Here is a 25,095-nt window from a genome sequence, read left to right on the forward strand (position 1 = left end):
CAGCATGCGCATTTCTTCCAACACATTGTGGGCCAGGGTGCGTCCGTCTCTTTTCATGCCGTCAATGAAAGCACCGATCGCCGCTCTGCGCAAGAGAGTGTTCTCTAAGTTACTGACTTATGAGTAAAAAGATCACTGGACTTCAAATCTGCGCGGCGATTGCCAAAACTGCTCACGGTTCGATGAGGCGTCTCGATTTGGCGCTGGAGATCCGGTTAAACCCACTCAACGACTGGCAGTTAGGGATTGAGTGCGCGGCCATCGGCGTGGCAGTGTGCGAGGGGTTGATCGTTGATGTAGATGCAGATGTTGGTCATGGCTTCGTACGCATCTGCCATCTCACCGACGCGGGCCGGCACTTGCTGATGACCCGCATCACCGGCACTACTGCGCGCGGCATCCTTGACGAAATCGAGGGCGAAGAATGAATAACTTCGAAGCTTCAGTGGCGGAAGCCAACGACGCGCTCAGAGGCCTGACAGGGATGGGTTCAGCCGCAGAAATCCGCGGAGGCGAAAAAAAGCGCGATGGCTGATGTGTCTGGCGCGCCATCCAGCGGCTGATCTCACTAGGATAGACCCACGTTTCAATCCACAAGATCGTGAACGCAAAACCGAGGCCGCGACAATAGGCCGTGACTGCAAAATCGGCCCTGCGGCCCGGGGAAAAGGGAATGGTTGAGCTAGATGCGCTTGGGGGGAGACGCGGGGACCGATTGCGATCGCGTCCCTTACCCATGGTGGGCTGGGTGATGACATCAAGATCGGAACTTGCGCAGGCCCAGCGCCTTCTGCTGGGCGAGCAGGATGGTGTTGTGGATGAGTTGGGACTGCTGGCGGTACATCAAGCTGTTTCCGACCGACTGTTCCCTGGCACGTCGGTGCTGCACACGCGTCTGCGCTACACCTTGTTCGTGCCCTGGCTGATGCGATTGGCGGCACTTGAGCGGGACCCGGCCAGATCCTTGCGTGACCTTGAGTTTGCTCTGACAGGTCGGCTGCTCCATGGAACTGCGGGGGACAGGGAGGCCCGCAGGGGCATCATCGGCGGACGCATTCATCCAGTCAGCGCTGCGGCGCAGCCCGCGTCGTATTCCTACTGGACAGCTCTCGCATTGTGGGGGCTCATTGGTCCACAGTGGACGGAAGCGATTCCTTCGCGCGAAGCGGTTCTCGAAGAGCTGTCGGAATTGGGTACCTCAAAGCTCGCGCTGGACGCCGATGGACAACCCTTGGCGGAGCGCGTGGTTCCCTTCCAGGCATTGCCTCCGATCCCGGACCAACTTTTGGAGGCCAGTGCCGGTGTTAGTTTCAGGCTGGAACGTGCGGAGCGGGAGTTTCTCCGGCGTCGCCTTTCCGTCGTCAAAGCCCCGCTCACCGGGCCAAGCGAATCGCGACATCTGTCGCTTCTGGCCAAGCTGGCTTCGCGACCTTTGAAGCTCAATCCCTCTTTTCAGCCTTGGCTGGACGATCGTGTGGTGGCGGCGGCAGAGACGCAGGACAAGGAAGTTTTGGCTCTGGCGGAAGGACTGTCGGCCGTCGCGGGTCTCGCGCGGGCCGCTTACTTGGCAATGGTTGAGGGCGCTTGCAGTACCAAGGGACCGACCGGAGGGAGGCGGCACCGGGCCCGGTTTGATGAGATGAAGGCGAATCTAGGTCGAGCCGCGCTCACACTGGACCTGGCTCGCGCGCAGCAGCTGGGACTGACTGGGTCGGGCGGACCGGTAGCTGGACTGCTGCGAGATACTCAGCGGTATCTAAGGGATCAAATGGCGATGTCTAGCCTGAAGGACGTCTACGCTGCGGTGGAGTCCGCTCGGAAGGGACCACGAGCGCGACTTGCGGGGACGCGTGGCGCCGCCGTTCATCTCCGGGACTGGGCGCGCACGGCGTCGAAGATCAGACTGGCGGAGCCGTTGCACTTCCGGTGGCCCAATGTGGTCAGGCTTTTGAACGATCTCCATGGCAAGTAGACAACGGCAGCGGGAGGCCGAGCCCGACGAGACGGCGCGAGCGGTTACGTCGCACCTCCCCTCCTCGGCGCTCCTCGATGCTCTGGTCCCGCCGAAAGGATTCAACCTGGACCGCGCGTTGTGCTCGACGTACTCGGCGCAGTCCACGGTACTCGTGGCCATGCTCATGGCCATGACGCGCTATGCCACGGTGGAGGGTACAGGTGGGTCGCGTGCGGCGCTGGCCAAGTCACTGCGCCTCCTGCTCGAACGGGTACACATCCTGGTCCAGCACGGCCACTGGACCAGTCCTCGCAGGCATCTACCCGCGCTGCACATGCTGGACCGCTTTGTCGTGCAGGTGAAATGGGATGAGAAGCAGCGTTCTTGGCACCCCAAGGTTTGCCTTTTGCGGTTCGAGTCTGCGGACGGAAAGGGGGACGTTCGATGGCGTCTCTGGCTGGGAAGCCGCAACTTTACTCGCGACCGGTCCTGGGACCTCGCGTTGGTGCTCGATGGCGCTCCGGCAGGCAAGGGCAAGCCATTGGCCGGTGTCGGGAAGTTGGCGTCGCGTCTGGCTTTGCAGGCGGGCGCGGAAAAGCTTTGGCGGAAAGGTATCCGTGAGCTCTCCGACGTGCGCTGGACGGCCAGCCCCGGCATCCAGGTCGATCAGGTCCTGCTCGACTTGCCAAGCGACGACAGGAAATTACTCGTCCTGCCTGCCGACACGATTCGCGCAGTGGTCGTATCACCGTTCCTGGACGCCAGAGCCCTGCGAACCATCAAGAGCGAAATCGCGAAGCAGGGTCCGATCAAGCTCGGCGTACTCACGCTCGTATCGACCGAGAGTGCGCTTGCAGACATGAAGCTTCGCGAAGGAGCCCTTGATGGCTACCAGCTTCTCGTACTGCCGCCTGCAGACCAAGAGGAACCGTATCAGACGGACACCGACGAGGACCCAGAGGATGTCGAGTCCGAGGCGCTTGGGCTCCACGCGAAATTCATCTGGATTGAGCGGTCAGGCCAAGTGCGACTGCTGCTGGGCAGTACCAACCTGACTTCACGAGGTTGGCTTGAGAACGCAGAGGTGCGCGCCGAGCTCTCGATGCAACGCCGTGGGACGCGGGAAGTCCTCGAACTTCGCGGAGGAATCGATGCGTTTCTGAATGCATGCACCGAAATTTCTATCGACGATCTGCCGCCTGTCGATGCGGTGGCGAGGCGGACCGAAAGGCGGTTCGGCTTGCTGTGCAATGCGCTGTCGGCGGAGTTGCATCTGCGGCAGCAGATCAAGGACGACGGGACGGTGGTCGTTACGTCCGAACGCGCGCCACAACTGCCTTCGAGTGCGCAACTGCGAATTGCCCGGCTGGGCGACGCCTGTCTCGACTGGCCGATAGGGGCATCCAGCATAAAACTCCCTGCGGCTGCGGATCATGACAACAGTGACTCCCTTCAACTCGAACTGGAATGGGGGCATCACGTCGCAAGCTGGCTGCAGTCTGCGCCGTTTGATCCGCCGCAGGACAAGGAGATTCGCGACCGCGCGCTGCTGCAGGGCATGCTCGGACTGGAAGGCCTGCTGGCTCTTCTCAATGACATGCTGGGAGGTGGCACGGCCGGCAGCAAGGGCGCCCGGCAACGCTGGGATGAGGACACGCAACATAAGGGACAGTTGGTCAGGCTGCTGGGCATAGAAGCCGTGCTCGCGGCCTGGACGCGCAACAAGGACGCGTTGAGAGAGGTCGCTCAGATTGTCGCCATGACTCGTGACTTCCAGCCGCGCGATGCGCGCGAGCAGAAGGCACACGCACAACTGCAGGAGTTCCTGGCGAGTTGGGACGCGGTCGAGAGCGAGTTGTTGAGCAAATGACGCCGAAGCCGTTCCAGGAAGCGACCATCCGTGCCACAATTGCGGCTTTCGGGTGCAAGGAAGGCACGCGCAGGTTTCTTGTTGCCGATGAGCCCGGGCTTGGGAAGACCATAGTGGCTCGTGGCGTCATCGACTGCATGGTGCCGCCGGAGAGGTCAGGGTCTTTAAAGGTTCTGTATGTCTGCAGCAACCAAGCGATCGCCGCGCAGAATGTCGAGCAACTGTTGGGCAGCAGCGCCCGAGCGCGCACAGGCTCAGCCGATCGTCCTGGTTTGCTTCCGCTGGAATGGCCGCGGCCTGCTTCCACCGGAGTTCATCCTCCGGAACGTCTAGCTGTGTATTCACTCACGCCGAGCACCGCGTTCTCCAGCGCGCGGCACCCTGGGCGAGGCAGAGTGGAAGAGCGCGCCTTCGCCTGCGCGCTCATCGATCAGCGGGCCGGGTATGAGCTTCGCGTTGTGCACGATTCGCTGCGGCAAGGGACAGCACGTTTCGACGATGAACTGCGTGAGAAAAGGCTCCTCGTCAGGCAGCGTGCGGCCGATCCAGCGTTCATGCGCTTTGCAAGAGAGTTTGAACTGCTCCTCAAGGCCAGTCTGCCGGGGCCAAAGTCAGCTACGACTTGGAAACGGCTCGAGGACATGGCCATCGAATCCATTGGCAAAAAGCACGCGCTTGCGCTCACCGCACTGTGCCGCAACTGTCTCTCGGCCGCCGCCCTGTCCGAACTGAAGCCCGACCTTGTGATCTTCGACGAGTTCCAGCGCTTTCAGGAGCTGCTTGAAGTCGACGATGTGAATAGCTCCGCCACTCCTGCGGAGGCACGGATCCGAGAAGTCCTCACCGCTGGCAAGCGTGGAAGGCTCCTGATGCTCTCGGCAACGCCCTACGAGGCGCTGCGACACGCGCTGGCTGTAGTGAAGCTCACGCCGGCAAATCGCGGCAAATCGCGGCCTCCACGCGCGCGTCGCGACTTCTATCACCTGCTGCGGTTTCTGTGGCGCGACACAGCTGCATCTGTTCCTCACAAAGACGTGCGTGTTCGGCAGCTGTTCGAGATCCGAGACGGCGAACTGAGCAAGGGGCGGCCGGACTCGAAAGTGGCCCGCACGGCACTGGACGAGCTGACTGCCTTGCTCAGCCAGGTGATGTGTCGTACCGAGCGCCCCATCGAACCGCAGCCACGTCTACCGGAACAGGCCAGCTTGCCTCTGGGCGCCAGAGACTTGCAAAGCCTGCGCGAGTTCTCGAAGTGGACCAAGCGAAGACGCAAGGACAAGCTGGAGCACCTCGAGCACGCGCAGTGGATCGTCCCCTTGTGGAGTTCGGTACCTCTGGCGGCGCAGGCGCTGGGTGCACGCTACGCATGCTGGTCGGCCGCAAATTGCGACCCTCTCCCGGTCGAGTTGCGAGCTGGCAACTTACGGGACTGGAGGCCACCTGAGTGGTCAAACGTCAAGCTTCGTTGGCTCCTACAGGCGCTGCCGCGGCGCACTGTCTCCATGCCCTGGATCAAGCCAACCGCGCCGTGGTGGCCTCTGCGAGCGGGCTGGAGCGAAGCGGCGCAGCCGCACCAGATCGATGGCAAGGCCCTGGTTTTCAGCCGGTTCTCCGCCACGCCAGCTGTGGTCGCGGGTACGGTGAGCTTCGACTTCGAGGCCAGTGCGGTCAGGAGCAGCGCACGTGCAAAGGCGGCGTACGGAGATGGTTCCAGGACCACCTTCCGGGCCGGAGGGGCGAGTCCGGCGATGTTCCGGCTCTTCTTTGTGTGCGATCCGCTGGTGAGGCTGGATCCCCTGGAAGGTGGTGGACCGGAGACTCTTGAAGGCGCGCGAGCGCGCGTGGCGACGCAGTTGCGTGTCTTCCTCCGGGATCTTGGCATTGCCGTTAAACGAAAGTTGCGACGAGCGCCGCTCAGCTTGGAGAGCTGGCTCCTGTACCTCGCGCTGCCTGAGCACGGCTCTGACCGACTGGACGTGACAAATGTCTCGGTCCAAGCCTGGACCCAGGCCGTGCTTTTGGAACGCGGCAAGGCTGCGAATCCCAGCGCCATCCACGCGCGGCTCGCGAAAATGCTGGGCGGCGGCGGCCGGCCCGGCGAGATCGACCTGGATAGGGAGTTCAGGCCACTGGTCGAACTGGCACTGAGCTCGCCCGGAATCGTCCTGGCAAGAAGCCTGCTGAGGCATTGGCGCGACCAAGGTAACCCCATTCAACTTGACTCCAAAGTCGAGGGGGTCAATCGACGCTCGGTGGTGACGCCACGCCAGTTGCTGCAGACGCTGGCAGTGGAGGGATTTCGTCGCTACCTCGACAGGCCATGGTTTGCAGCGGCTCTCACGGGTCGCGCGAACATCCAGTTCCCCGATGCAATTCAGCAGGCTGTACTTGACGGGAACTTGGAGGGCGTGCTCGACGAGCACTTCTGGTTTGTCTCGTCCACCAACGCAAAGACCTGGCCCAGACGGATCGACGAGTTGCACAAAGCACTGAAACTCAACGGTGGTCGCGCCATCTTGCACACAAGCAAGAAGGACACCCTGCGCGTCAGATCCAATTTGGCGCTGCCGTTGCAGCCAGCCAAGGACGAAGCGCGCAAGTCGTCTGCGAAGGGCAAGGCCGACCAAGCCAAGCGGCAACGCGCCAAGGAACTGGAGGCGCGGCCGGACACCGTTCGACACGCATTCAACACGCCGTTCTGGCCCATGGTGCTCACCACGACATCCGTCGGGCAGGAGGGATTGGACTTTCATGCTTGGTGCAAGACGATCGTTCACTGGGATCCTGCAGCAGGGCCGGTGGAACTGGAACAGCGTGAAGGCAGAATCAACCGTTACGCCAGCCTTGCCATCCGGCAGGCCATTTGGACACAGGCGTCCGTGGTCGACAGCGCTGGATCGGGCGGCAAAGAGGCGGATCCAGGTTGGCGGGGCATCTCGTCGTTCGCCGACCGTGAGCTTGCCCAACAGGATGACCTTGGATTGGCGCCGTGGTGGTGCGCACCGGGGGCACGCTTCCATCAGCTTTACCCGTATCCCACCGGCAGCCGCGAGCGATTGCAGCGAGAAGACCTGGAGCGCCAGCGCGCCTTGTACCGGATGGTGCTAGGCACATCGGAACCCCTTTGGCTGCTCGACGAACTGGATGCAGCCGCATTGGACTTGACGCCCGACCGCGTTGCGAAATCCACCCTTCGATTGGGTGCGTGGGAGCTTGAGCAGGCAAACGCCAGTAAAGCCAAAACTCGCGAGAAGGTCCGGCGCAGGCAGAACTGAAGCACCCTGGGAAAACATGACCATGACTTGCTTTAAGGAGATTTTCTACACTTTTGGGCGAACCAGCTCTTCGCCCAGTCAGGCGAAATCGAACCTGCAACTGACCATTTATGATCTCAGATGAGTTACCTTGGGTGAAGAGGTTCACTGATTTCCAAGTGTGCCGGTTCGTCGCCGATGCGCCGTCGACGGCGCTGGAAAGCTACGGCTTGATGGTCTCCGCGTTGCGCGAACAACACGCGCCGATGACCGTTCGCGATTCTGAGATCAACCTCGATGACGCAATCGGAAAAGAGCTGATCACGTTTGCGTTGCCCGACGGCTTTGCAGTCACCGACGCCGGCCGCTTCCTGGTGATGACCGCGTCGACCGGCGCCCGTGCTCGCAGCATCCTCGACCAGATCGAAGACGAAAAATGAATGACTTCGAAACCGCGGTGGCGGAAGCCCACGACGCGCTCGTTGCTGCCGGGCACGGTTGGGCTCAGCCGAGGAGGTTGACGGAGGTCGCGAAGCTCGAGGCTGCCAGGCTGCCTGCGGAATGGATCTCCGCGCCGAAACCGGTGATCGAACAGCGGACGGTGCGCATCCGGCGCATCGACCACTTGGCGATCCGCTTCGCACCGCTCGCGATGATGCGTCTGCAAGGTGCGATCTTCGATCCGAACAACCGTCAGCTTTTCAGTGCTGAAGCTGGACTACAGGCGTCTTCTGACTGCGCTTGACAGTATCGAAAAGTTACAGCCCCTCCGACAAAGGTATCATCGAGGGTTTACCAAAAAAACAAACCGACAAAAATCATGGCCACCAACCCCTACAGCGGCATCGCAATGGACCCCACGAAAGCTCGTGCGGCCCTGGGGCAGGCTGGCGTCCAAGATTTGACCGAAGAAGTTCTGAACGGCGGAAAACTCGTCCAGTACCGGGGTACTTTCGAGACGAAGCCTTTCTTGGTGAAGATCTTCGTGAACGGTAAGGGCAAGTGCACCATCGGGGCGTCCACTGGCTTCGATCCGGACACGTTCAAGGTTCTCGCGGAGGCCATCGCCAATCACTGCAAGTTCGGAGAGAAGCCGCGGCTTGAGCTCTCGATTGCGAACTTTGAAGCCGGTCTACAGCAGCATTTCCTGGACTTTTTGGCAGAACTCGGAGCAAAAGTAGCCGCTGACGACGCTCACCAGCACCATCGCCAAGTCCGTTTGACTGGCCCTCTGGGCGATACGTTGACGGTCAAGTTCTTCACGAACGGAACCCTTCAGCTGCAGGGAAGCCACGCTCAGCTTGCAGTCTGGGCTCTGGACTTCCTGAAGACCGTGTTGCCTCTGGATGACGTGCTTGCTCACCAGAAAGCGGTCTACGCGCTCCCGCTGACAGTCGCACAAATCAAAAGTGACCTCACAGCCAGGGTTCCTGTAGTCCATGACTGGCTTGAGGACACGGTCCGCATGCAGTTCACCTCAGCTCTTGCGTTGACGAAAATTGGGATTGAGCTTGAAGATTACGCAGCGCTTGCGTTCCCAGCACTTCGTGGATTGGAGGGCTTCAGTTTTCAACTTTTGCAGTCGGAATGTGGCTTGAATCCTGCTGCCAAAGCGAAGCTTGGCGAGTATTTTGAGGTTCAGGGTGCCGGGTGGGCCATGCGTTCTCCCCACGGGGACGGGGCGTCAGCGGAAGCCAAGGCCCTGTTGACCGCATGTTATAAAACGTGGCATGACCAGCGTCATCGCCTGTTCCACATGGATGGAACGGTGGAAACCACCCGGATTTTGGGCAGCCGGACTGAGGCAGTCGCGATCGTTGAGGGAGTTTTGACTGCAGTTGAAACGGGGTACAGCACGTTGATCAAATCCAAGGGAAAACCATGAAACACTTTGCTGTTTTCGATTCTCCTTCTGTGAAATTCTCCGCTGTCGTGATTGCGACCGGGATCAATGTGCCTCAGGACGATCTGGATGAAGTGGCTGAGGAGCTCCGTCGATTGCACGTAAACGGTCATGTCGTGTTCGATCTTTTGACCGCCAACGGAACTAAATCTCGTCGATTCTTCGCCATCGATTTCGATGGGAAGAGCTTCCCCGCGACTCGGTTCAAGTGCGTAGAGCCAGACACCTCGGTTCGTGAAGCGTCGGCCAAATTCCTGTGCGATCACTTGTCAGAAGTGGATCTGTCGCTGCTCACTCCGGCCATGCGCTTTGCTGTCTCCAGAGGCATCGCCGTCTAGGCCTTTGCCGCACTACAGTTCTATTTTCAGTAGAGCTGGAAATCTACTACCCCCAGGGACTCGTTAAAAAGTAGCTTTTTCCTGTTTGATTTCAATGACTTGAGATCATCAGGATTTTCTATTTTCAGTCGAGCTAAGATTGCACCAAAAGGGGGATCGTCATGCCGTTGACCGCATTTTCTACATCGCAGCCTGGCGAGAGGGATGTCGACCAGGTTTTGGCGCGTGCCTCGGCCCAGTTCGGCCAGCCATACAGTTCTGTGGATGCCATCCCCGAAGCGTGGAGAGCATTCCTGAGGACCGACTTGCAATGCCCCGGTTGCTTTGCAACAGGAGCTGAAGTTGTACGAGGCTCTGTGATCAGCAAGACCGGCAAGTCAAAGAGGCAGTCGTTCTTCCGCTTCACCACTCCTGGGCACAACCCGTACTGCGAATTCGACAGCGACGAAGCGGCCAACTTCACGCCGGAAAATCTCGTCTCGTTCGGCGAGTCTCGATCAAACTTGACGCGTGTTGTCAGGGATCTTGTGTGCACCGGCATTGATCAGGGCGTTTTCAGCCAAGTCACGATCCGGGACATGCGTGAATGGTTCTACAAAAAAAGAGTCAGTTCGCTGTTTGAAGTCACGCTTGACCCTCGTTGGTTTTCTTGGATCGAGGGTCTGAGGAGGGCAAGGCACGCGGCCACTGGATCGCTTCCCGATGGCGTTCTCCTCACCCAAGACATAGCGTCTCTGCCGGAGTTCGACTGGCGAGCAGAAGCAGCCCGCCGGGTGCTGGACCAGCACCCTGAAATCAAAGGTATTCTTGAAATCGTTGCCGGCCAGCGCCTTTGGTTCTCTGGCGAGTCAGCGAGCCAACTCGAATCCTTGGCGCGTCGGTCCCGCGGTCGAATGGTGTTCGATCCAAACACTCTGCGAATTGAGTACGGGAAAACCGTGGCGCTCGCACAGTTCATTGCGCGCAATCACGCTCCCTTGAAGGCTGAGAAGGCTCGCTCCCTGGCATCAGTCAGCGTTCTTGCCTTTTCCGCGTTGCTGCTTTTCGTGTCTGGTTGGGATACGACGAAGGCGATCACGTCCTTCATCAAAATCGTATCTGCATTGGGGCATGCTGATCCAGAGCTTGGAAATGTGATGGGGCTCAACCCATTCCACAACTATGAGACCTGGAACACGATGAAAAGGATTCAAGATTTGCAACTTGAAGTCCCTGACAACTCAGACATCAAGGCAGAGCGGGTGGCCATGGAAGTTGCGCTGCGTGCTCAGTTCGGCGCTCCTCCCATGCCGGCGTGAACTCATGGGTTCCTGAGCTCTGAACCCTGAACATTCCTTCCCTCGTCACCTCCCCTCCTTGATCGGGTTGCCGATCCTAGCTTCAGCGCCCAGGCCTTCCCGACGGCCCAAGGCACGTCAGCCGCGCCACCTCGCGCCCTGACCCTGCCTCCAGCACCAGATCCTCCCCTTCGTCCCCCAGCGTGACTGCGCCGCCCGTCGTGTTGGCTTTTGCGGTCTTCAGCATGACCTGCGCCACGGACGCCTGCATCGCTCTGCAGGCCTCCATGCCTGGCGCGTCGTACAGCGTCACCTGGGGACCCCACGATGCTCCTGCGAGATACGCGACCACTACTAGGGTCGATGCTGCCATGTTGCCTACTTTTTGAGCAGTGCCATGACTTGACTCCGGGGGAATTCCAGGATGCTGGTCTTAATGGCAACTCGTGCGACAAAGTCTACGGCCAGCCCCGCTGCACGCAAAACAAAGGCAGCGGCAAAGCCCGTTGTGCCCAAAAAAGAGGCAGGCGGACGGCCGTCCAAATACACCCCGAAGTTTCACGATCCACTCGCTCGACGCCTCACGCTGCTTGGCCAAACGATGGCCCAGATGGCGGATGTTTTCGACGTTGCGGAGAGCACGATTTGGGACTGGAAGAAGAAGCACCCGAGGTTTTCGGAGGCCATTACGTGTGCGCGAGCCAACGCCGACGCCCTGGTGGCCGAATTCCTGTTCAACATCGACGTCGGGCAGAAGGTCACTGAGACTCGCACGCGCACGATCGTCAGCAAAACTGGCGAAGAGGTCGTCGAAAAACCGTCATCGTGAAGAGGAGCTTCCGGGCGACGTAGGCGCCGCCAAGCACTTCCTGCACAACGCCAGGCCGCTCTTTGGAAGAACATCCCCAAGACACCCAAGTCGGCGACGCACCCATCGACCGTATTGTTTTCGTTCACGAACACGGCACACCTTCCGAAATCGATGGACCCCGGCGCCGAAGTAGCACCGGATGCCTAACCTGAGCCTGAACGATCATGCGGACTTTCGTGAAAATTTACTTTCCTGAAACGTTTACATACATGTATGGTAGAGCGCTATACAAGAAAAGGTCGTTATGTCCGAGGGCAAAAACGTCTCCATAAGCTTCCGTGTGTCGCCCCGCTTTAAGTGCTTGCTGGCGGCAGCCGCCGCGCGAGAACGGCGGTCGCAGACCAACATGCTTGAAATGCTGCTTTTCGCTTACTGCGACGAGCATGGGCTTCACCCGGTGCCTGTCGAAAAATCCGAGAACAAGACGCAGGCTGGAGGGCTTTCTCAGTGAACTACCAGTCAATCCTGGCAACCACTCCGACCACCGTTCTGGCTACCGGCGCCGTGCTGGCCATTTTGGTGCTGATCTTTTGCGTCGTCTTCCTTGCGCCCGGCGTACTGCACTGGTTTCGCTTGATGTCAATACAGCGGCAGATCAATAACTTCGACTCAAAAAATTTTGCTTCCGAGTTCAAGAAGGTCTTCGCCAAGGACAAGCGTCTCTCACACCTCTGGAAGGAGTACCAGGATTCCCTCCACATCCAACGCGAAGAGCGAGACGGTCAGCTGACGATCGTCGCCACTCGAGCGACAGTGCCCTCCGAGCTTTACTTCAACAGTCAGTTCGTTGTCGACAGCCGCTTACGAACGGAATTCTTCAAGCACCTGCCGGGCTTGTTTACTGGCATAGGCATCATCGGAACTTTCAGCGGGCTCATTGAGGGACTGCGCGTTTTCCAGGTGAGTGAGAACGCGGCTACGGTTCGGGCCAGCCTTGAATCGCTGATGCACTCAGTTGGCGAAGCCTTTCTAGTTTCAGCTGCGGCCATCGCCGCAGCCATGGTCGTCACCTTTGTCGAGAAGCTGCTCTTGGCATCCCTGTACCGCCGCACGGAGGAGGTTGCGCACGCGATTGACGCTCATTTCGACTCAGGCGCAGGCGAGGAGTATCTGTCACGCCTAGTACGAGCTTCGGAAGACTCAGCAAGCCAGTCGAAGATCCTGAAAGACGCACTGGTCAAAGAGTTGGGCGAACTCCTTCGTGAGCTCACCACAGCACAAATCGCCTCCGCGAAGGAATCGCAGCTTTATCTTGCCGAGCGCCTCACCCAAACCTCGAAGGAGCAGGTCGAAGCGACCCGGCAAGATAACCAAGCTCTGGGCGTCACTATCGCTGAGAGCATTCAGCAAAGCTTGCAGGGTCCACTGCAGGACATCGCCAACACCGTGAAGTCGGCCAGTGGCGACCAGAGCGGCACGGCCGCCCGGATGCTGCAAGACGTCATGGCCAGTTTCAGCCAGCGCTTGAACGACCTGTTCGGTGGGCAGATTTCCGGACTCAGCGACCTCAACCAGCAGACGGCGAAGAGTATTCAGGAGGCCGTGGGTACCCTGCAAACGCTCGTATCCAACATCGAAGAGTCGAGTCGACGTTCGACTGACACGATGGCTGAGCGGATGGCGCAAGCCATTGAAAAGATGGAAGCACGACAGGAGGCGATGAACGCCCAGTCGACCGCGTTCGTCGAACAAATTCGACAGCTAGTCGCATCGTCGCAATCCGAGACCAATACCAAGCTCCAGTCCACGTTGGAGACCATCGGCACTCAGGTCGCCGGCATGTTGGCCACACTCAGCGAGTCGCAGGCGTCGGTCTTCGAGGGCAACCGCTCGCGCGAGCAGTCGATGACCGACCGGGCGAAGAGTGCGGTCAGCAGCATGTCCGAGTCCGTGGAAGCCGCCATCAAAGAGATGAGCGCGGCGTCCACACAGATGGCCCAGAACGTCGCCGTGCTCACCCAGACAACAAGCTCTTCCGTGGACAAGATGAACGCAGGCGCTGAGCAACTCGGCACGGCGTCGCGCAACTTCGCCGCTGCCGGCGAGCGCGTGAGCGGCGTGATGGGTCAGGCCGCAAACGTCACGGCAAAGCTGTCCGAGACGTCAGGTGCTTTGACAACGGGCGCCTCTGCGCTTCAAGAGCTGCTTCGCGACTACAAGACACAGCGCGACGCCGTTGGTCAACTGGTCTCCGAGCTGCGTGCCACGGTTGAGCTTGCTCGTAAGGAGGCTTCCCTCACCGGGGACGTCCTTGCCCGCATAGAGAGTTCCGCGACCCGGCTGGGCACGGCCCAGAAGCAAGCCGACGAATACTTGGCCGGCGTAAGCCGAGTGCTCGGCGAGGCGCACACCACGTTCGCCACCGAGGTGAAGCGAACCCTCGAGAAGGCCAACACCGAGTTCCACAACAAGCTGAGCGGAGCAGTTGGTCTGCTGTCGTCCGGCGTGCAGGAGCTTGAGGTGACGCTCGCGGCCATGGGCAACATGAAGCCGGCCCGGGTGTAGCCGATGATTGGCACCAGGATAGTCCTCAAACGCGGAGGCCGGGACGAGGCGGAGAAACCGTTCTGGATTTCGTTTGCTGACCTGATGACAGCGCTGATGGTGCTGTTCCTCGTGGTCATGGGCGTGGCCCTGCTGGCGGTCACGAAGAACGTCACCGAGCGTGAGAAGGCAGAAGAGCAGCACCGCAAGGACATCGAGGTCATCCTCGAACGCTTTACCGAGGCTGCCAAGCGTTATGACGGCATCAAGGTCGACAAGGAACGGCGCGTCATCGACTTCGGCGACCGCGCCCGGTTCGCCTTCGGCAAATCCAATCTCGCCGCTGACCAAGAAAGCGTGCTGCGGCAGTTCGTCCCGGAGATTCTTACCCTGGCGAATGACAATCTTGGAAAGAAGGTGCTCAAGCGCGTGGTCGTCGAGGGCTACACCGACAAGACTGGCTCCTATCTGAGCAACCTGAACCTCAGTCTGCAGCGCAGCCAACGCGTGTTGTGCACGATGTTCGCCATGGGCGGTGCCAACTTACTTTCGGACCAGCAGAAGGAAGACGTCCGCAGCCTTTTCCTGGTCGGCGGGTATTCATTCAACGCATCCAAAGACACTGACGAAGAAAGTCGGCGTGTCGAGATGCGCATGGAGTTTCTTGGCATGGGCGAGCAACGGGCCTCCGCCATGACCCAGTCTGGCAACTTTGGCGAGTGCGCCCTGCGATGAACCCGCTCGACCACCTCGCATCGCTATTGCGCCCTGGCGCCGAGGAGGGCGCACGGGCAATGACGGTGTCGTCGAACATCGACGCCGTGTTGACGCGGATGCAGGAGCGCACCAAGGGAAACGGGGGCAGGGCGCTCTCCGAGGACCTGCAGCTGGATGCCGTTCGGCGCTTCTGGGAAAGCCAGGAAGTTGAATCGTTTCGTGACGCATACCTGCTGTCCTGGGGCCTTTGCTTGCCGCACCGGCCGAGCGGCCCTTGCGTGCTCGAAGACCGGCCTCGCTTCCAAGCGGTTCTGGACGGCGTAGACGGCTGGTCGATGCGCCCCAGTGCGTTCCGTCGCTGCTATCAAGGCTTGGTCAAGAGTTACTTCACCTATGACGCCCTGGCCGAGTCGGCTGCGCCGGCGGCGCGAAACAACTGGAAGATGTTGCGCGACTACCTTCGCGACAAGAACGGGTTCGTTCGTGACAAGCAGGCCAATCCCGACTGGGTTGAGACTGCCATCGGAAATCAGCAGCTATTTGGTGAACGGCCTTGCGACCCGTACGTCGATGCTCTTCTGAAGGGCGATGTCGGCGCCATCGACCATCTCTGCGAAGAGCTTGGTATCGCCAAGGCCTCCTGGTTCCTGCGGGAACTGGTTCTCGCGCAAATCCGAGGCGCAACGCAGCTTGGCAACGTGCAGTTCCAGGCACTCGTGCCCCGGCTGCTTGAACTCCTTGCCAACAACGATGTGCTGAGGGACCGCGGCCTCATCATGCTGCTCGACCGCTACGTGAGAGTGCCGGGCGCACATCTTCACCAAGGGCTTCGGGACTCGTCCGTGCTCTGGTGGGGCAACCCATGGCTCCCGTCGAACGAAACTCGCTGGGGCGGCGTCGTCCCGAACGCTCGGACGATGGTTTCAGACTGGCTCAAGCTGGAGTTCATCGAGACCTTCTTCACCAAGCTGGCTGAAGACGGCATTGGCGACCGCCGGCGCATGGAGTTCTGGAAGCGATACGTCAAAGCCATCGACCACATAGAGTTCGCTCTCGGCTCGACGGCCCGAAATGCGCGAGACCGTGATTTCATCGCCCTGCGCAAGAAGATGACCGGCCTCATCTGCAAGCTCGAAGCGTCTGGGACAAACAATGCGTTCATCATGACGATGGGCAATCTGGTCGCCGTCGAATTCAGCGGCCTGGGCAACGCTCTGTACGGGTACGACGCACGCAAGAGCCTGCCCTTCGACACGTCCGAAGACCTTCGCCTGGCGGGCGACGCTGACAACTCGCTGAAGCAGAAGGCACAAAGCATCCTTTGGCTCAGCCATCAGGACGGCATTCACAACTGGGACAAGTGGGAGCACATGTTCGAGGCGACGCTGCGAAAGGAGTTCGGCATCGAACCCGGCGCGGCCGAGCCACGCGTCACCAGAGTGTTGACGCCTGCGCGTGTTGCTCCACCCGCCCCGCACGTAATGGAGGCCCGAGAACGCGACGCCGTTTACAGCGCGGCCGCCGACCTTTCTCGGCCGTACACGCGGTCGGCACTGAACAAGTTCGCGAGCCGGCAAGGCCTGCAAGTTGAAGATAAGACGCCTCAGGGCGGAAGCCTCTGGGTGCGCACGGACGCGGCCGACGAACACATCACAAAAATGCTTACCCAATGGGGCTTCCAACACAAGCCTGGCAAGGGCTGGTGGAAGTAAGGGAGACCAATGTTCCAGTTGTTCAAGAAGAGTGGCGGTGGCACGATTTCGGATTGGCGGCGACGCTGGTCACCGGCTGGCGTGGTCTTGTCGCGCGGAGCCGGGCAGGGCGGCGTGCCGCTACTAGACCCTATGTTCGGCGGCTTCCTGACTCAGCTGTCTGACGATGGCTTGGCCATCGAGACGACAGACGGCTACGTGCTCGGCTGGGACGCGCTCTTCTCGGCGATGTCGCAGCCGGCGTACGCCTCGCTTCAGGATGTGCTCTTGGTTCCACGCGCGACTGAAGCCAAACCATCGCTTCGTAGCAGCAACTCGCTCACCGACGACGACTTTTCGATCGCCATTTCGGGCTGGCATTGCGAAGACGGAGCTGCATTCGACTGGGAGCTCATGGGCCCGCTCATGACCCGCGACGACCGTGCGGAGCTGATGCGTCCCGAGCAGTGGAACCTCTTCAAGGAAGTCGTCAGCTTCGCGCGCCGACCAGCTGAAGAGCACAACGACTTGGCGCACCGCCAAGCGTGGGGTCGGATACGAAAGCTCGCCCTGCAGGCTGGTGCCCGCCTGGACGATTTCCTTTACCGCTCGGTAGTCTTGACGCCGGAGAAGCTCGAGATTGGCCTGCGCCGTTCGGCCAATGTCGGCGACGACCGCGTTGTCGAAATCGAACCTGGTTTCGAGGGCGCTCCCGCCGATTGGCTGCAGGCGTTCGACCGCAGCCGCGAGGTCAAGGACCGTTACGACATCGTCACCAAGGAAGGCATCGTCCAGGTCCTGGTCACGCCGAAGGTCCGCACGGTTCTGCAAGAAATCAAGCGCCTGGAGGGCCGGCGGGTCGCCGGCACCCGTGCACAGGCGTTCCTGCTGAACCCGTACGCGACGCTCGGCGACGATGCTGTCGACGTCATCGTCGAGTCGCAGTTCGAGAAGGCTCGCGAGGACGCCGGGCTCACCTACGAGAGGTTTACGCCCATCTACGAACGCGATTCCTCAGGCTACCCCCTGCGCGTCGGCCTGCTCATCGAAACGGCAAGTTCGACTGGCCCCTCGACCTCGGAAACCCAATGGCTTGACGACGCAGCTCTCGGTTCCTTCGTTCGAGCCCTGCACAAGGCGCTTGCCCTCAACTACCAGCTCGTCGCTTGGCAAGGCTATGACCTGGAGATGCAGGGCGACGCGCAACGCCACCACGACGAGCTGAAGGCTGCTCTCGAGCGCAGGCTAGCACCCCCGACCCTCGTCTCCTACGCGCAGGTTCACGACCTGAGTGGCTACAGCTCCCGGGTTGAAAGCATCGGCATCGAGAAGCCGTACTACTCGCCCTACATCGCCAAGAAGAACGACGGCGAGGGATGGTTCCCCGAGAACGTCTTGCCGGTTGTGGTCTACCAGCCTGCCGGCGCGGCGGAGCCCATCGCCGTGCCCACCAGCAAGGCGGGTATCGAACAGCTTGAGAAGTCGGTGAAGGCTGCTCAGGCCGCCGGCGAGACCACTGTGAAGGTGTCCGGGCTCCCTCAAGCGGTAACGCTCGACGAGGCTGCTGTCATCGTCGAAACGTTCAAGAAGGTCTTCGCCGACCTCGAGACTGGCAGCTTCGACCCCGCCAAGCAATACAAGGCCTCGAAGAACACGCCGGTCGGGCCGAAGAAGCAGCTTGTCCTGCGGGCCAACATCCAATCGCTGGAGTACGAAGAGCTTCGACGTGAGGCACTCGAGTCCGTGCCGACGGAGCCGAGGATGCCCAGGAGCATTCGCCCAGAGTTCTCGTTGATGCCGCACCAATGCGCGGGCCTGGCTTGGATGCAGCACCTCTACAGCCTGCAGACCGACTACCAGGTGCGTGGTGCCGTGCTCGGCGACGACATGGGGCTCGGGAAGACCTTCCAGTTGCTGGCCTTGATGGCATACCTCATCGAGCGAGACCCGAACATCGAGCCGATTCTGGTGGTTGCGCCGGTCTCGTTGCTCGAGAACTGGGCGGACGAGGCGAACAAGTTCTTCCACGATGGAGCGCTGCCACTTCTTACCGCCTACGGCGAGAAGCTTTCGACCCTGCGCGTGCCTCGCGCCCAGGTTGACCAGCGTTTGCAGGCCGACGATGGCTTGGTCAAGTTCCTCCGCCCGAACTGGGTGGGCAACGCCAAGGTGGTCCTCACCACCTACGAAACGCTGCGAGACCTCGAGTTCTCATTCGCCGCCCAGAAGTGGTCCCTGATGGTCTGCGACGAAGCCCAGCGCATCAAGAACCCCGCGGCCATGGTCACGCGCGCCGCGAAGAAGCAGAACGTCGCCTTCAAGATTGCCTGCACGGGCACACCGGTCGAGAACACGCTGGCCGACATGTGGTGCCTTTTCGACTATGTGCAGCCGGGCCTCCTGGGTGCACTCAACGACTTCGGGCAGAGATACAGGAAGCCCATCGAGGCGAAGACCGACGAAGAGAAGGCCCGGGTGGAGGAACTGCGTGCGCGCATCGCTCCCCAAATCCTGCGGCGCATGAAGGCAGACGTCGCCACGGACCTGCCGAAGAAAATCGTCGTGGATGCGTGCCGCAAGTTGCCCTTGTCGAACGCGCAGCGCAACCTGTACGCCAAGGCCATCGAGAGCTTCAAGAAGCGTGGCGACCCCAACCACTCGACCCCGTTCAAGAACCACCTCGGGCTCCTGCATTACTTGCGCCTGGTCTGCACAGACCCTCGACCGCATGGGCTGAACGTCTTCAAGCCGGAGCCTACAAAGCAGTACCGAGACAAGGCGCCGAAGCTCGACTGGCTCTTGACCCAGCTGAAGGTCGTTCAGAAGCTGGGCGAGAAGGTCATCGTCTTCTGCGAATTCCGGGAAATCCAACGACTGCTGCAGCACTACATCGAGGCCGAGCTCGGCTTCAAGCCCGACATCATCAACGGGGACACCAGCGCATCTGCCAGTCACACTGCGAGCCGCCAGAAGCGAATCAAGGCCTTCCAAGCTCTCAACGGTTTTGGCGTCCTCATCCTGTCACCAGTAGCCGTCGGCTTCGGCGTGAACATCCAGGCCGCGAACCACGTTGTGCACTACACCCGCACCTGGAACCCGGCCAAGGAGGACCAGGCGACCGACCGCGCCTACCGCATCGGCCAGAAGAAGGACGTCTACGTCTACTACCCGGTCGTCTACGCCGAGGACTTCATGACCTTCGACGTGAAGCTCGACCTGCTGCTCGCCTACAAGCGAGGTCTTGCCGAAGACATGCTCAACGGGTCAGGTGACGTCGGCCCTGGCGACTTCAACCTGGTCGATGTCGTTCCTGCGGCGGACGCGAAGGACATCGACGAGCGGGTGAACCTCGACATGGCAATGCGGATGGGTTGGCAGCACTTCGAGTGCCTCGCGGGTGTGTTGTGGACCAAGCGTGGATACGACTGCTATCGAACGCCTGGTAGCAACGACAACGGCGTAGACGTCGTCGCGTTGGCAGCCGGCAAAGGACAGCTCGTGCAGGCTAAGACGAGCGGCACCGACGGGGCTGCGCTGAACTGGGATGCTGTCAAGGAGGTAGTGGGCGGTGAAGCGTTCTATAAACACCGGCACCCGTCCTTTGAGTTCCAGAAAGTCTGCATCACCAACCAGTTTTTCAACCGGCAGGCTCAAGAGAACGCCGCGCTAAATTCGGTGGAGTTGCTGGACCAAACGCATTTGGCCGGACTTCTGGAGCGGCACAGTGTCACGATGCTTGAGGTCGAGAAGATGCTGTATGCCGAGTGGCAGGAGCGCTCGGGCGGCTCCCCTGAAGGTGCTTGCTCATGAAAGGGGTACCGTTTGCCTTTGAGTACGCCGACCGCACGAGTGGTGATTTATCTGGGTCGGTCGCGCTGGTGAAAGTCGGTGTATTCCGAATCGACATGGTGGTCGCGGGTGCTGGGCACATAACGATCTACCTTGAAAGGGGAGATCGACGTGGGATTTAAATTCATTCACACAGCGGACATTCACCTGGACAGCCCTCTCCGCGGACTTAGTGCCTACGAGAACGCACCTGTTGAGCGTCTGCGCAATGTGTCGCGCGAAGCGCTTAAGGAATTGGTGACCCGCGCCATCGACGAAGAGGTCTCCTTCGTCGTGATCTCCGGTGATGTCTACGACGGCGACTGGCGGGACTACAACACGGGCATCTTTTTTGCCGGCCAGATGGGTCGGTTGGCGAAGGCCAACATCCGCGTGTTTTTACTGCATGGGAACCATGATGCGGAGAGCGAAATGACAAAGAAGCTCGCCCTTCCCTCCAACGTCACGGTGTTTTCTTCGAAATCGGCGCACGTTCACAAGATTGACGAATTCAAAGTCGCGCTGCACGGACAGAGTTTTGCCAGCCGCGCGGTGCTCGATAACCTCGCCTCAGCGTACAAGCCGAAAGTGGACGGCTACTACAACATCGGAATGCTGCACACCGCGCTCGAAGGGTATGCAGCCCACCCCAACTACGCGCCGTGCACGGTCAATGAACTGCACGGCAAAGGCTATGACTACTGGGCGCTCGGCCATGTTCACGAGTACCAGATGTGGGAAGGTGCTTCGACCATCGTGTTTCCTGGCAATCTCCAGGGGCGGCATGTGCGCGAGACGGGTCGCAAGGGTGCCGTGTGCGTCACAGTTGACGACTCGGGGCATGCAACCGTAGACCGACTCTACCTCGACATCCTGTGCTGGGAAAAGCTCGGAGTGGACGTCGGCGCGTGCGCCAACATCGACGACGTCGCGCACGCGGTAGGTGCGGGACTGACGGGTCTGCTGGAGACGGACAATGTTCCGCGGGCTGTGCGCGTCGTCCTTGAGGGCCAGACCCGCCTGCACGGTGCGCTAATCGGCGCGCCGGCGTTGGTGCGTGCACAGGTATTGGCGCAGGTCGAAGCCATCGATCCGGAGCAGTTCTGGATCGAAAAAGTGAGGGTCGCAACCACAGCGATGGACGCGCCCGCATTGGTGGAGTCTCGTGAGGCACTGGCCGATTTGCAGGCCATCTTTGCGGAGGCGAGTTCCGACCCCGACTTCATGGCGCACCTGCAGCAGCAGTTGCAGCCGTTCCTGAACAAAGTTTCAGAAGAAATGAATGAGGATGTGCCGCTGCTGGAGCTCGCACGTCAGAAGCGCTTTTCGGAAATGGTCCTGGAGGTCGCGCCCGCGCTTCTCTCCCAGTTGAACTCAAAGGGGCTGTGATGCGACTGGCCGAACTCGATCTGCTTGCCTACGGAAAATTCACCGACACGAAGCTGCCATTCCCCAAGGCCGAACACGACTTCCACATCATCATCGGCCCGAACGAGGCTGGGAAGTCCACCGTGCGTCGCGCCATCACCGAACTGCTTTTCGGCATGGAGATGCGTTCCCCACTGGGCTTCAAGCACGCGCAGAGCGACCTGCGACTGGCTGGCGTGCTCGAGGGTGGGCCTTCCAGACTCGCCTTCATCCGCACGAAGCAGCAAAAGTCACTGCGCTCGTTGTCCGATGAGGTGCTTCAGGAGAGTTATCTGGCAGGCACTCTGGGCGCACTGACTCAGGAAACCTTCGAGGAGTTGCACTGCCTGGACCATGGAAGATTGCTCAGGGGCGGGCAAGGCATCGTCGACCCGAAGAATTCAGTCAGCCAGATCCTGTTCCAGGCCGCCTCGGGACTCGAGGATTTCGCCGTCATCCGCGAGGCTCTCGGGGAACGCGCCAGTGCGCTCTTTGCCAGGACAGGAAAAAACAATCGATTTGCCAAGGCCTCGGAGAAATTCACCTCCGCGCATAGAACGCTGAAGGACGTGCAGGTGCGCACCAAGGTATGGGTCGATGCGCGGGAGGCGCTGCAGGCCGCAGACGATGCGCTGAAGAGCGAGCGCGACACACGCCGAGATCTGGAACTGCAACGCACGGCATGGGATCGGGCAAGGCGCCTGGCGCACCTGATCGAAGCCCTGGGTCAACTTCAGGCCGAGGAAGCGCAACGCGGCGAGGTGATTGCCTTTGCGCCTGGTGCGAGAGAGGCGCTCGAAATCGGCATCGAGCGGGTCAACGCGGCGTCGGCCACCCATTTAACCCGTCAGGAAGATGCCATCCGGGCGCAAGCGGCCTTTGATGCGATAGAAACCAACGACGAAATCCTCCAGGAATCAGCCTTGATTGCCCGGTTGGGCGCCCTGTGCGGCTTGCATCCGAACCACGCCCGCGACCTTCCGTTGCGCCGCGCAGAAGTCAACGCTTGGCTGGCCGAGATCATCGAGCGCAGCGAGCAGTTCGGCTGGGGGTCGAGCGAAGCCGGAGTGCGCGCATGTCTTCCGCAGGACAAAGTCGTGCGGTCCATTGATGCGCTCCTAAAAAGCCGTGGTGCCTTCGTGGCGGAGGAACGCGCAGCGCGCGACACCCTGGCGGAGCGCCGGACAACGGTCGAAACATTGAAGGAGAAGCTCGCAGCGTCCGCAACTCAGGGCCCAGATGCACGGCTCGTGGAGGCGCTAGAGATGGCGCTTCCGTTCAAGGCAAGCGACGCGAAGCTAAAGGCTTTGGCGGCCGCCGCGCAGAGTGCCCGGACTTCTGCGCGCAACGCCTTGACGAGCCTGGGAAGACCCGCGCTTACCGAGGATCTCCTTCGGTCGCTGCGCCTTCCGTCCCTCGAGCGCGTGAGCGGCTACCGTCAAGGCCGGCAGGAGGTGGTTAACGCCCTGGAGCTTGCGCGATCCCTTGCAGCGCAGAGTCAGGCCATGGCGGACGGCCTCACATTGAGCTTGAAGCAGTTCGAGCGCTCACACCAGGTGGTGACCGTCGCTCAGGTGTCGGACGCGCGCCGTGTTCGAGATCACCACTGGGCTGGAATCAAAGCAGGCGGCCTGTCGCTTACCGAAGGCGCCCCACTGCTGGACACCGCTATTCGACTGGCTGACGAGTTGGGCGACTCCCGCACACGGTCCGAAGCCGACGCCGCGGAGGTGCAAGCTCTGCGTGACCAGATCGAGCGTGCAGCACAGGAGCAGGCCGGTCATGACGCCACATTCAAAGGCAAGCACAGCGAACTCGAAGCGCTCGACGCACGCTGGGGCGAAACCGCCGCCACCATGGGCCTTGAGGGCATGGAACTCGACGACCTCCCGGAATGGCTCGGGCTGAGAGATGGCGCCTTGCGCGCCGCCGACTTGGCGCAACAAAAACAAAGTGAGTATGACGATGCGCAAGAGGCTGTGCGTCTGGCCCAGGAGGCGCTTGCCCAAGCCATGAGCATGGCAGGTCTCGTCGTCACTGGCCCCCAGAGCGTTGCGGCCCTTTGCGCAATCGCGGACAACCACGTCCATGCAGCTAACGTCGACCGCACCCGTCGTTTGGATCTGCAGCAGCAACTGGAAAGCGCGGAGACGGCGTTGCGGGTCGCCACGACAGCCAAAGAAGCGAAGGAGCAGGCCCTGCTCGAATGGACCACAAAGTGGGAAGCGACGCTCGCCCGCGCCAATCTGACGGGCCTCGGTGACGACATCGACGAAGCTGAGGCTGCCATCCGGGCTTGCGAGTTCATTCGCCAGCGCATGGAGCGGGTTGACACAACGCGATCGCAACGTATTGAAACGATGGAGGCCGACCTGCGCACGATGCAGGAGGCCGCGGCGGCTCTGACCGAGAAGATGGCTCCGGAACTGACAGAACACGTGCCTGAGGAGGTGTTCGGCGTCTTGAATGCGAGGCTCGAGGAGGCGAAGCGTGGTGCGGACCGCAAGGCGCATGCGCGGAAATACCTCGACGATGCCCTGCGTCGCCGCGACGACGCGAAGTCGGATCTGTTGCAAGCTAGGCGGAGCCTGGAGCCATTGCTCGCTATTGCAGGCGTCGATGAGCCAATGCTCGCGCTGCCGCTGATTGAACGGTGGGAGACAAGCAACGCGCAGCAGGCAGAGATCAGTCGGATCCAGAAGGAAATCGATGCGCACTCCGATGGCCTGCCCCTGTCAGAAATACGACAGGAAGTCGTCAGTCACCCGGCCGACCAAGCGGCCGATCAGGTCCTTCGCCTGAGAGACCAGCTCAGCGATTCCGATCTCAAGCTCACGTCGCTCATGGCGAACCAGATCCAGGCGAGGGTTGCATTCGACACGATCAACGGCGGCGACAAAGCAGCTGTCGCCGAAGCCGAGCGGCACGAGGCATTGGCTGAGATGTCCGAAGTGAGCGAGGAGTACCTACAACTTGCGACCTCAGTCAGCTTGCTGAAGTGGGCGGTGGACCGCTACCGCGACCGGAAGCAAGGGCCGCTGTTGGACCAAGCCAGCGAAATCTTCAGGGACTTGACGCTTGGCGCCTTCCAGAAGCTGCGTGTCGATTTTGAGCAGACGCCTCCAGCGCTCGTCGCCTACAGGCCGAACTCGCAGGCGGTGAAGGTTTCCGGCCTGAGCGACGGGACGCGGGACCAGCTCTTCCTGGCGCTGAGGATCGCCGCGCTGGAACTTCAGTCGGATCAAGGAACACCGGTCCCCTTCATCGCTGACGACCTTTTCATCAACTTCGACGACAGGCGATCACAAGCTGGCCTAAAAGCCCTGTTCGCCCTTTCGGCCAGCACCCAGGTGATCTTTCTTAGCCATCAAGAACACCTGCTTCCGATCGTCCAAAGGCTGTTTCCGCAAGCGAATCTGCTCCAGTTGAGCGCCGATGAGGTTGCTGCGTAACGTGCGGGATGAAATGACGACTACTCAAAAGCGACCAAGACCGGCCAGG

18 protein-coding genes are annotated in these 25,095 nt (G+C 60.7%); 17 read left to right on the forward strand and 1 reads right to left on the reverse strand.

Annotation, left to right across the window (positions count from 1 at the left end):
• The first annotated feature begins 119 nt into the window (after positions 1-119).
• From AVHM3334_RS20155 to AVHM3334_RS20195, 9 genes are all read left to right on the forward strand, one after another.
• Complete coding sequence (locus AVHM3334_RS20155; RefSeq protein WP_284415291.1) at positions 120-428, forward strand: hypothetical protein; 309 nt, start codon at positions 120-122, stop codon at positions 426-428.
• 308 nt (positions 429-736) lie between these two features.
• A complete protein-coding gene (locus AVHM3334_RS20160; protein WP_284415292.1) occupies positions 737-1,972 on the forward strand; it encodes a DUF6361 family protein in 1,236 nt (411 codons plus the stop codon).
• Positions 1,973-2,144: 172 nt separating this feature from the next.
• Positions 2,145-3,824: a phospholipase D-like domain-containing protein gene (locus tag AVHM3334_RS20165; RefSeq protein WP_284415293.1), complete on the forward strand. Its 1,680-nt coding sequence runs from the start codon at positions 2,145-2,147 to the stop codon at positions 3,822-3,824.
• The gene (locus tag AVHM3334_RS20170; protein WP_284415294.1) at positions 3,821-7,099 is read left to right on the forward strand and encodes a P-loop NTPase family protein; all 3,279 of its coding nucleotides are present in this window, start codon (positions 3,821-3,823) and stop codon (positions 7,097-7,099) included. Before AVHM3334_RS20165 ends, AVHM3334_RS20170 begins: the two co-directional genes overlap by 4 nt.
• 110 nt (positions 7,100-7,209) lie before the next feature.
• Positions 7,210-7,518: a hypothetical protein gene (locus tag AVHM3334_RS20175; RefSeq protein ID WP_284415295.1), complete on the forward strand. Its 309-nt coding sequence runs from the start codon at positions 7,210-7,212 to the stop codon at positions 7,516-7,518.
• Positions 7,515-7,823 (forward strand): hypothetical protein, encoded by a 309-nt coding sequence (locus AVHM3334_RS20180; protein WP_284415296.1) that lies wholly within the window; start codon positions 7,515-7,517, stop codon positions 7,821-7,823. Before AVHM3334_RS20175 ends, AVHM3334_RS20180 begins: the two co-directional genes overlap by 4 nt.
• Positions 7,824-7,898: 75 nt before the next feature.
• A complete protein-coding gene (locus AVHM3334_RS20185) occupies positions 7,899-8,963 on the forward strand; it encodes a type II toxin-antitoxin system RnlA family toxin (RefSeq protein WP_284415297.1) in 1,065 nt (354 codons plus the stop codon).
• Entirely contained in the window at positions 8,960-9,319 is a 360-nt protein-coding gene (locus AVHM3334_RS20190) for a type II toxin-antitoxin system RnlB family antitoxin (RefSeq protein WP_284415298.1), read from the forward strand. The genes AVHM3334_RS20185 and AVHM3334_RS20190 overlap by 4 nt, the downstream gene beginning before the upstream one ends.
• 161 nt (positions 9,320-9,480) lie before the next feature.
• Positions 9,481-10,617 (forward strand): hypothetical protein, encoded by a 1,137-nt coding sequence (locus tag AVHM3334_RS20195; RefSeq protein ID WP_284415299.1) that lies wholly within the window; start codon positions 9,481-9,483, stop codon positions 10,615-10,617.
• Positions 10,618-10,699: 82 nt separating this feature from the next.
• Here the strand turns inward: AVHM3334_RS20195 and AVHM3334_RS20200 are convergent, their stop codons facing one another.
• On the reverse strand, positions 10,700-10,948 hold the full coding sequence (locus tag AVHM3334_RS20200) for a hypothetical protein (RefSeq protein ID WP_284415300.1): 249 nt from the start codon (positions 10,946-10,948) through the stop codon (positions 10,700-10,702).
• Positions 10,949-11,020: 72 nt separating this feature from the next.
• Between AVHM3334_RS20200 and AVHM3334_RS20205 the strand changes: the two genes are divergently transcribed.
• The 8 genes from AVHM3334_RS20205 (at position 11,021) to AVHM3334_RS20240 (ending at position 25,046) form a co-directional block, all read left to right on the forward strand.
• Entirely contained in the window at positions 11,021-11,425 is a 405-nt protein-coding gene (locus AVHM3334_RS20205) for a hypothetical protein (protein WP_284415301.1), read from the forward strand.
• Positions 11,426-11,711: 286 nt separating this feature from the next.
• Complete coding sequence (locus tag AVHM3334_RS20210; protein WP_284415302.1) at positions 11,712-11,918, forward strand: hypothetical protein; 207 nt, start codon at positions 11,712-11,714, stop codon at positions 11,916-11,918.
• Positions 11,915-13,972: an anti-phage ZorAB system protein ZorA gene (gene zorA / locus AVHM3334_RS20215; protein ID WP_284415303.1), complete on the forward strand. Its 2,058-nt coding sequence runs from the start codon at positions 11,915-11,917 to the stop codon at positions 13,970-13,972. The genes AVHM3334_RS20210 and zorA overlap by 4 nt, the downstream gene beginning before the upstream one ends.
• Positions 13,973-13,975: 3 nt before the next feature.
• Positions 13,976-14,686 carry an OmpA/MotB family protein gene (locus AVHM3334_RS20220; protein ID WP_284415304.1) on the forward strand — a complete coding sequence of 237 codons (711 nt, stop codon included), beginning with the start codon at positions 13,976-13,978 and terminating at the stop codon, positions 14,684-14,686.
• Entirely contained in the window at positions 14,683-16,380 is a 1,698-nt protein-coding gene (locus AVHM3334_RS20225) for an EH signature domain-containing protein (RefSeq protein WP_284415305.1), read from the forward strand. Before AVHM3334_RS20220 ends, AVHM3334_RS20225 begins: the two co-directional genes overlap by 4 nt.
• A 9-nt stretch (positions 16,381-16,389) precedes the next feature.
• Positions 16,390-20,169 carry an SNF2-related protein gene (locus tag AVHM3334_RS20230; protein WP_284415306.1) on the forward strand — a complete coding sequence of 1,260 codons (3,780 nt, stop codon included), beginning with the start codon at positions 16,390-16,392 and terminating at the stop codon, positions 20,167-20,169.
• A gap of 150 nt (positions 20,170-20,319) precedes the next feature.
• Positions 20,320-21,576: a metallophosphoesterase family protein gene (locus AVHM3334_RS20235; RefSeq protein WP_284415307.1), complete on the forward strand. Its 1,257-nt coding sequence runs from the start codon at positions 20,320-20,322 to the stop codon at positions 21,574-21,576.
• On the forward strand, positions 21,576-25,046 hold the full coding sequence (locus AVHM3334_RS20240; protein WP_284415308.1) for a YhaN family protein: 3,471 nt from the start codon (positions 21,576-21,578) through the stop codon (positions 25,044-25,046). Before AVHM3334_RS20235 ends, AVHM3334_RS20240 begins: the two co-directional genes overlap by 1 nt.
• Positions 25,047-25,095: the final 49 nt, after the last annotated feature.

It is taken from the genome of Acidovorax sp. SUPP3334 (assembly GCF_030159055.1).
Classification (GTDB): domain Bacteria; phylum Pseudomonadota; class Gammaproteobacteria; order Burkholderiales; family Burkholderiaceae_C; genus Paracidovorax.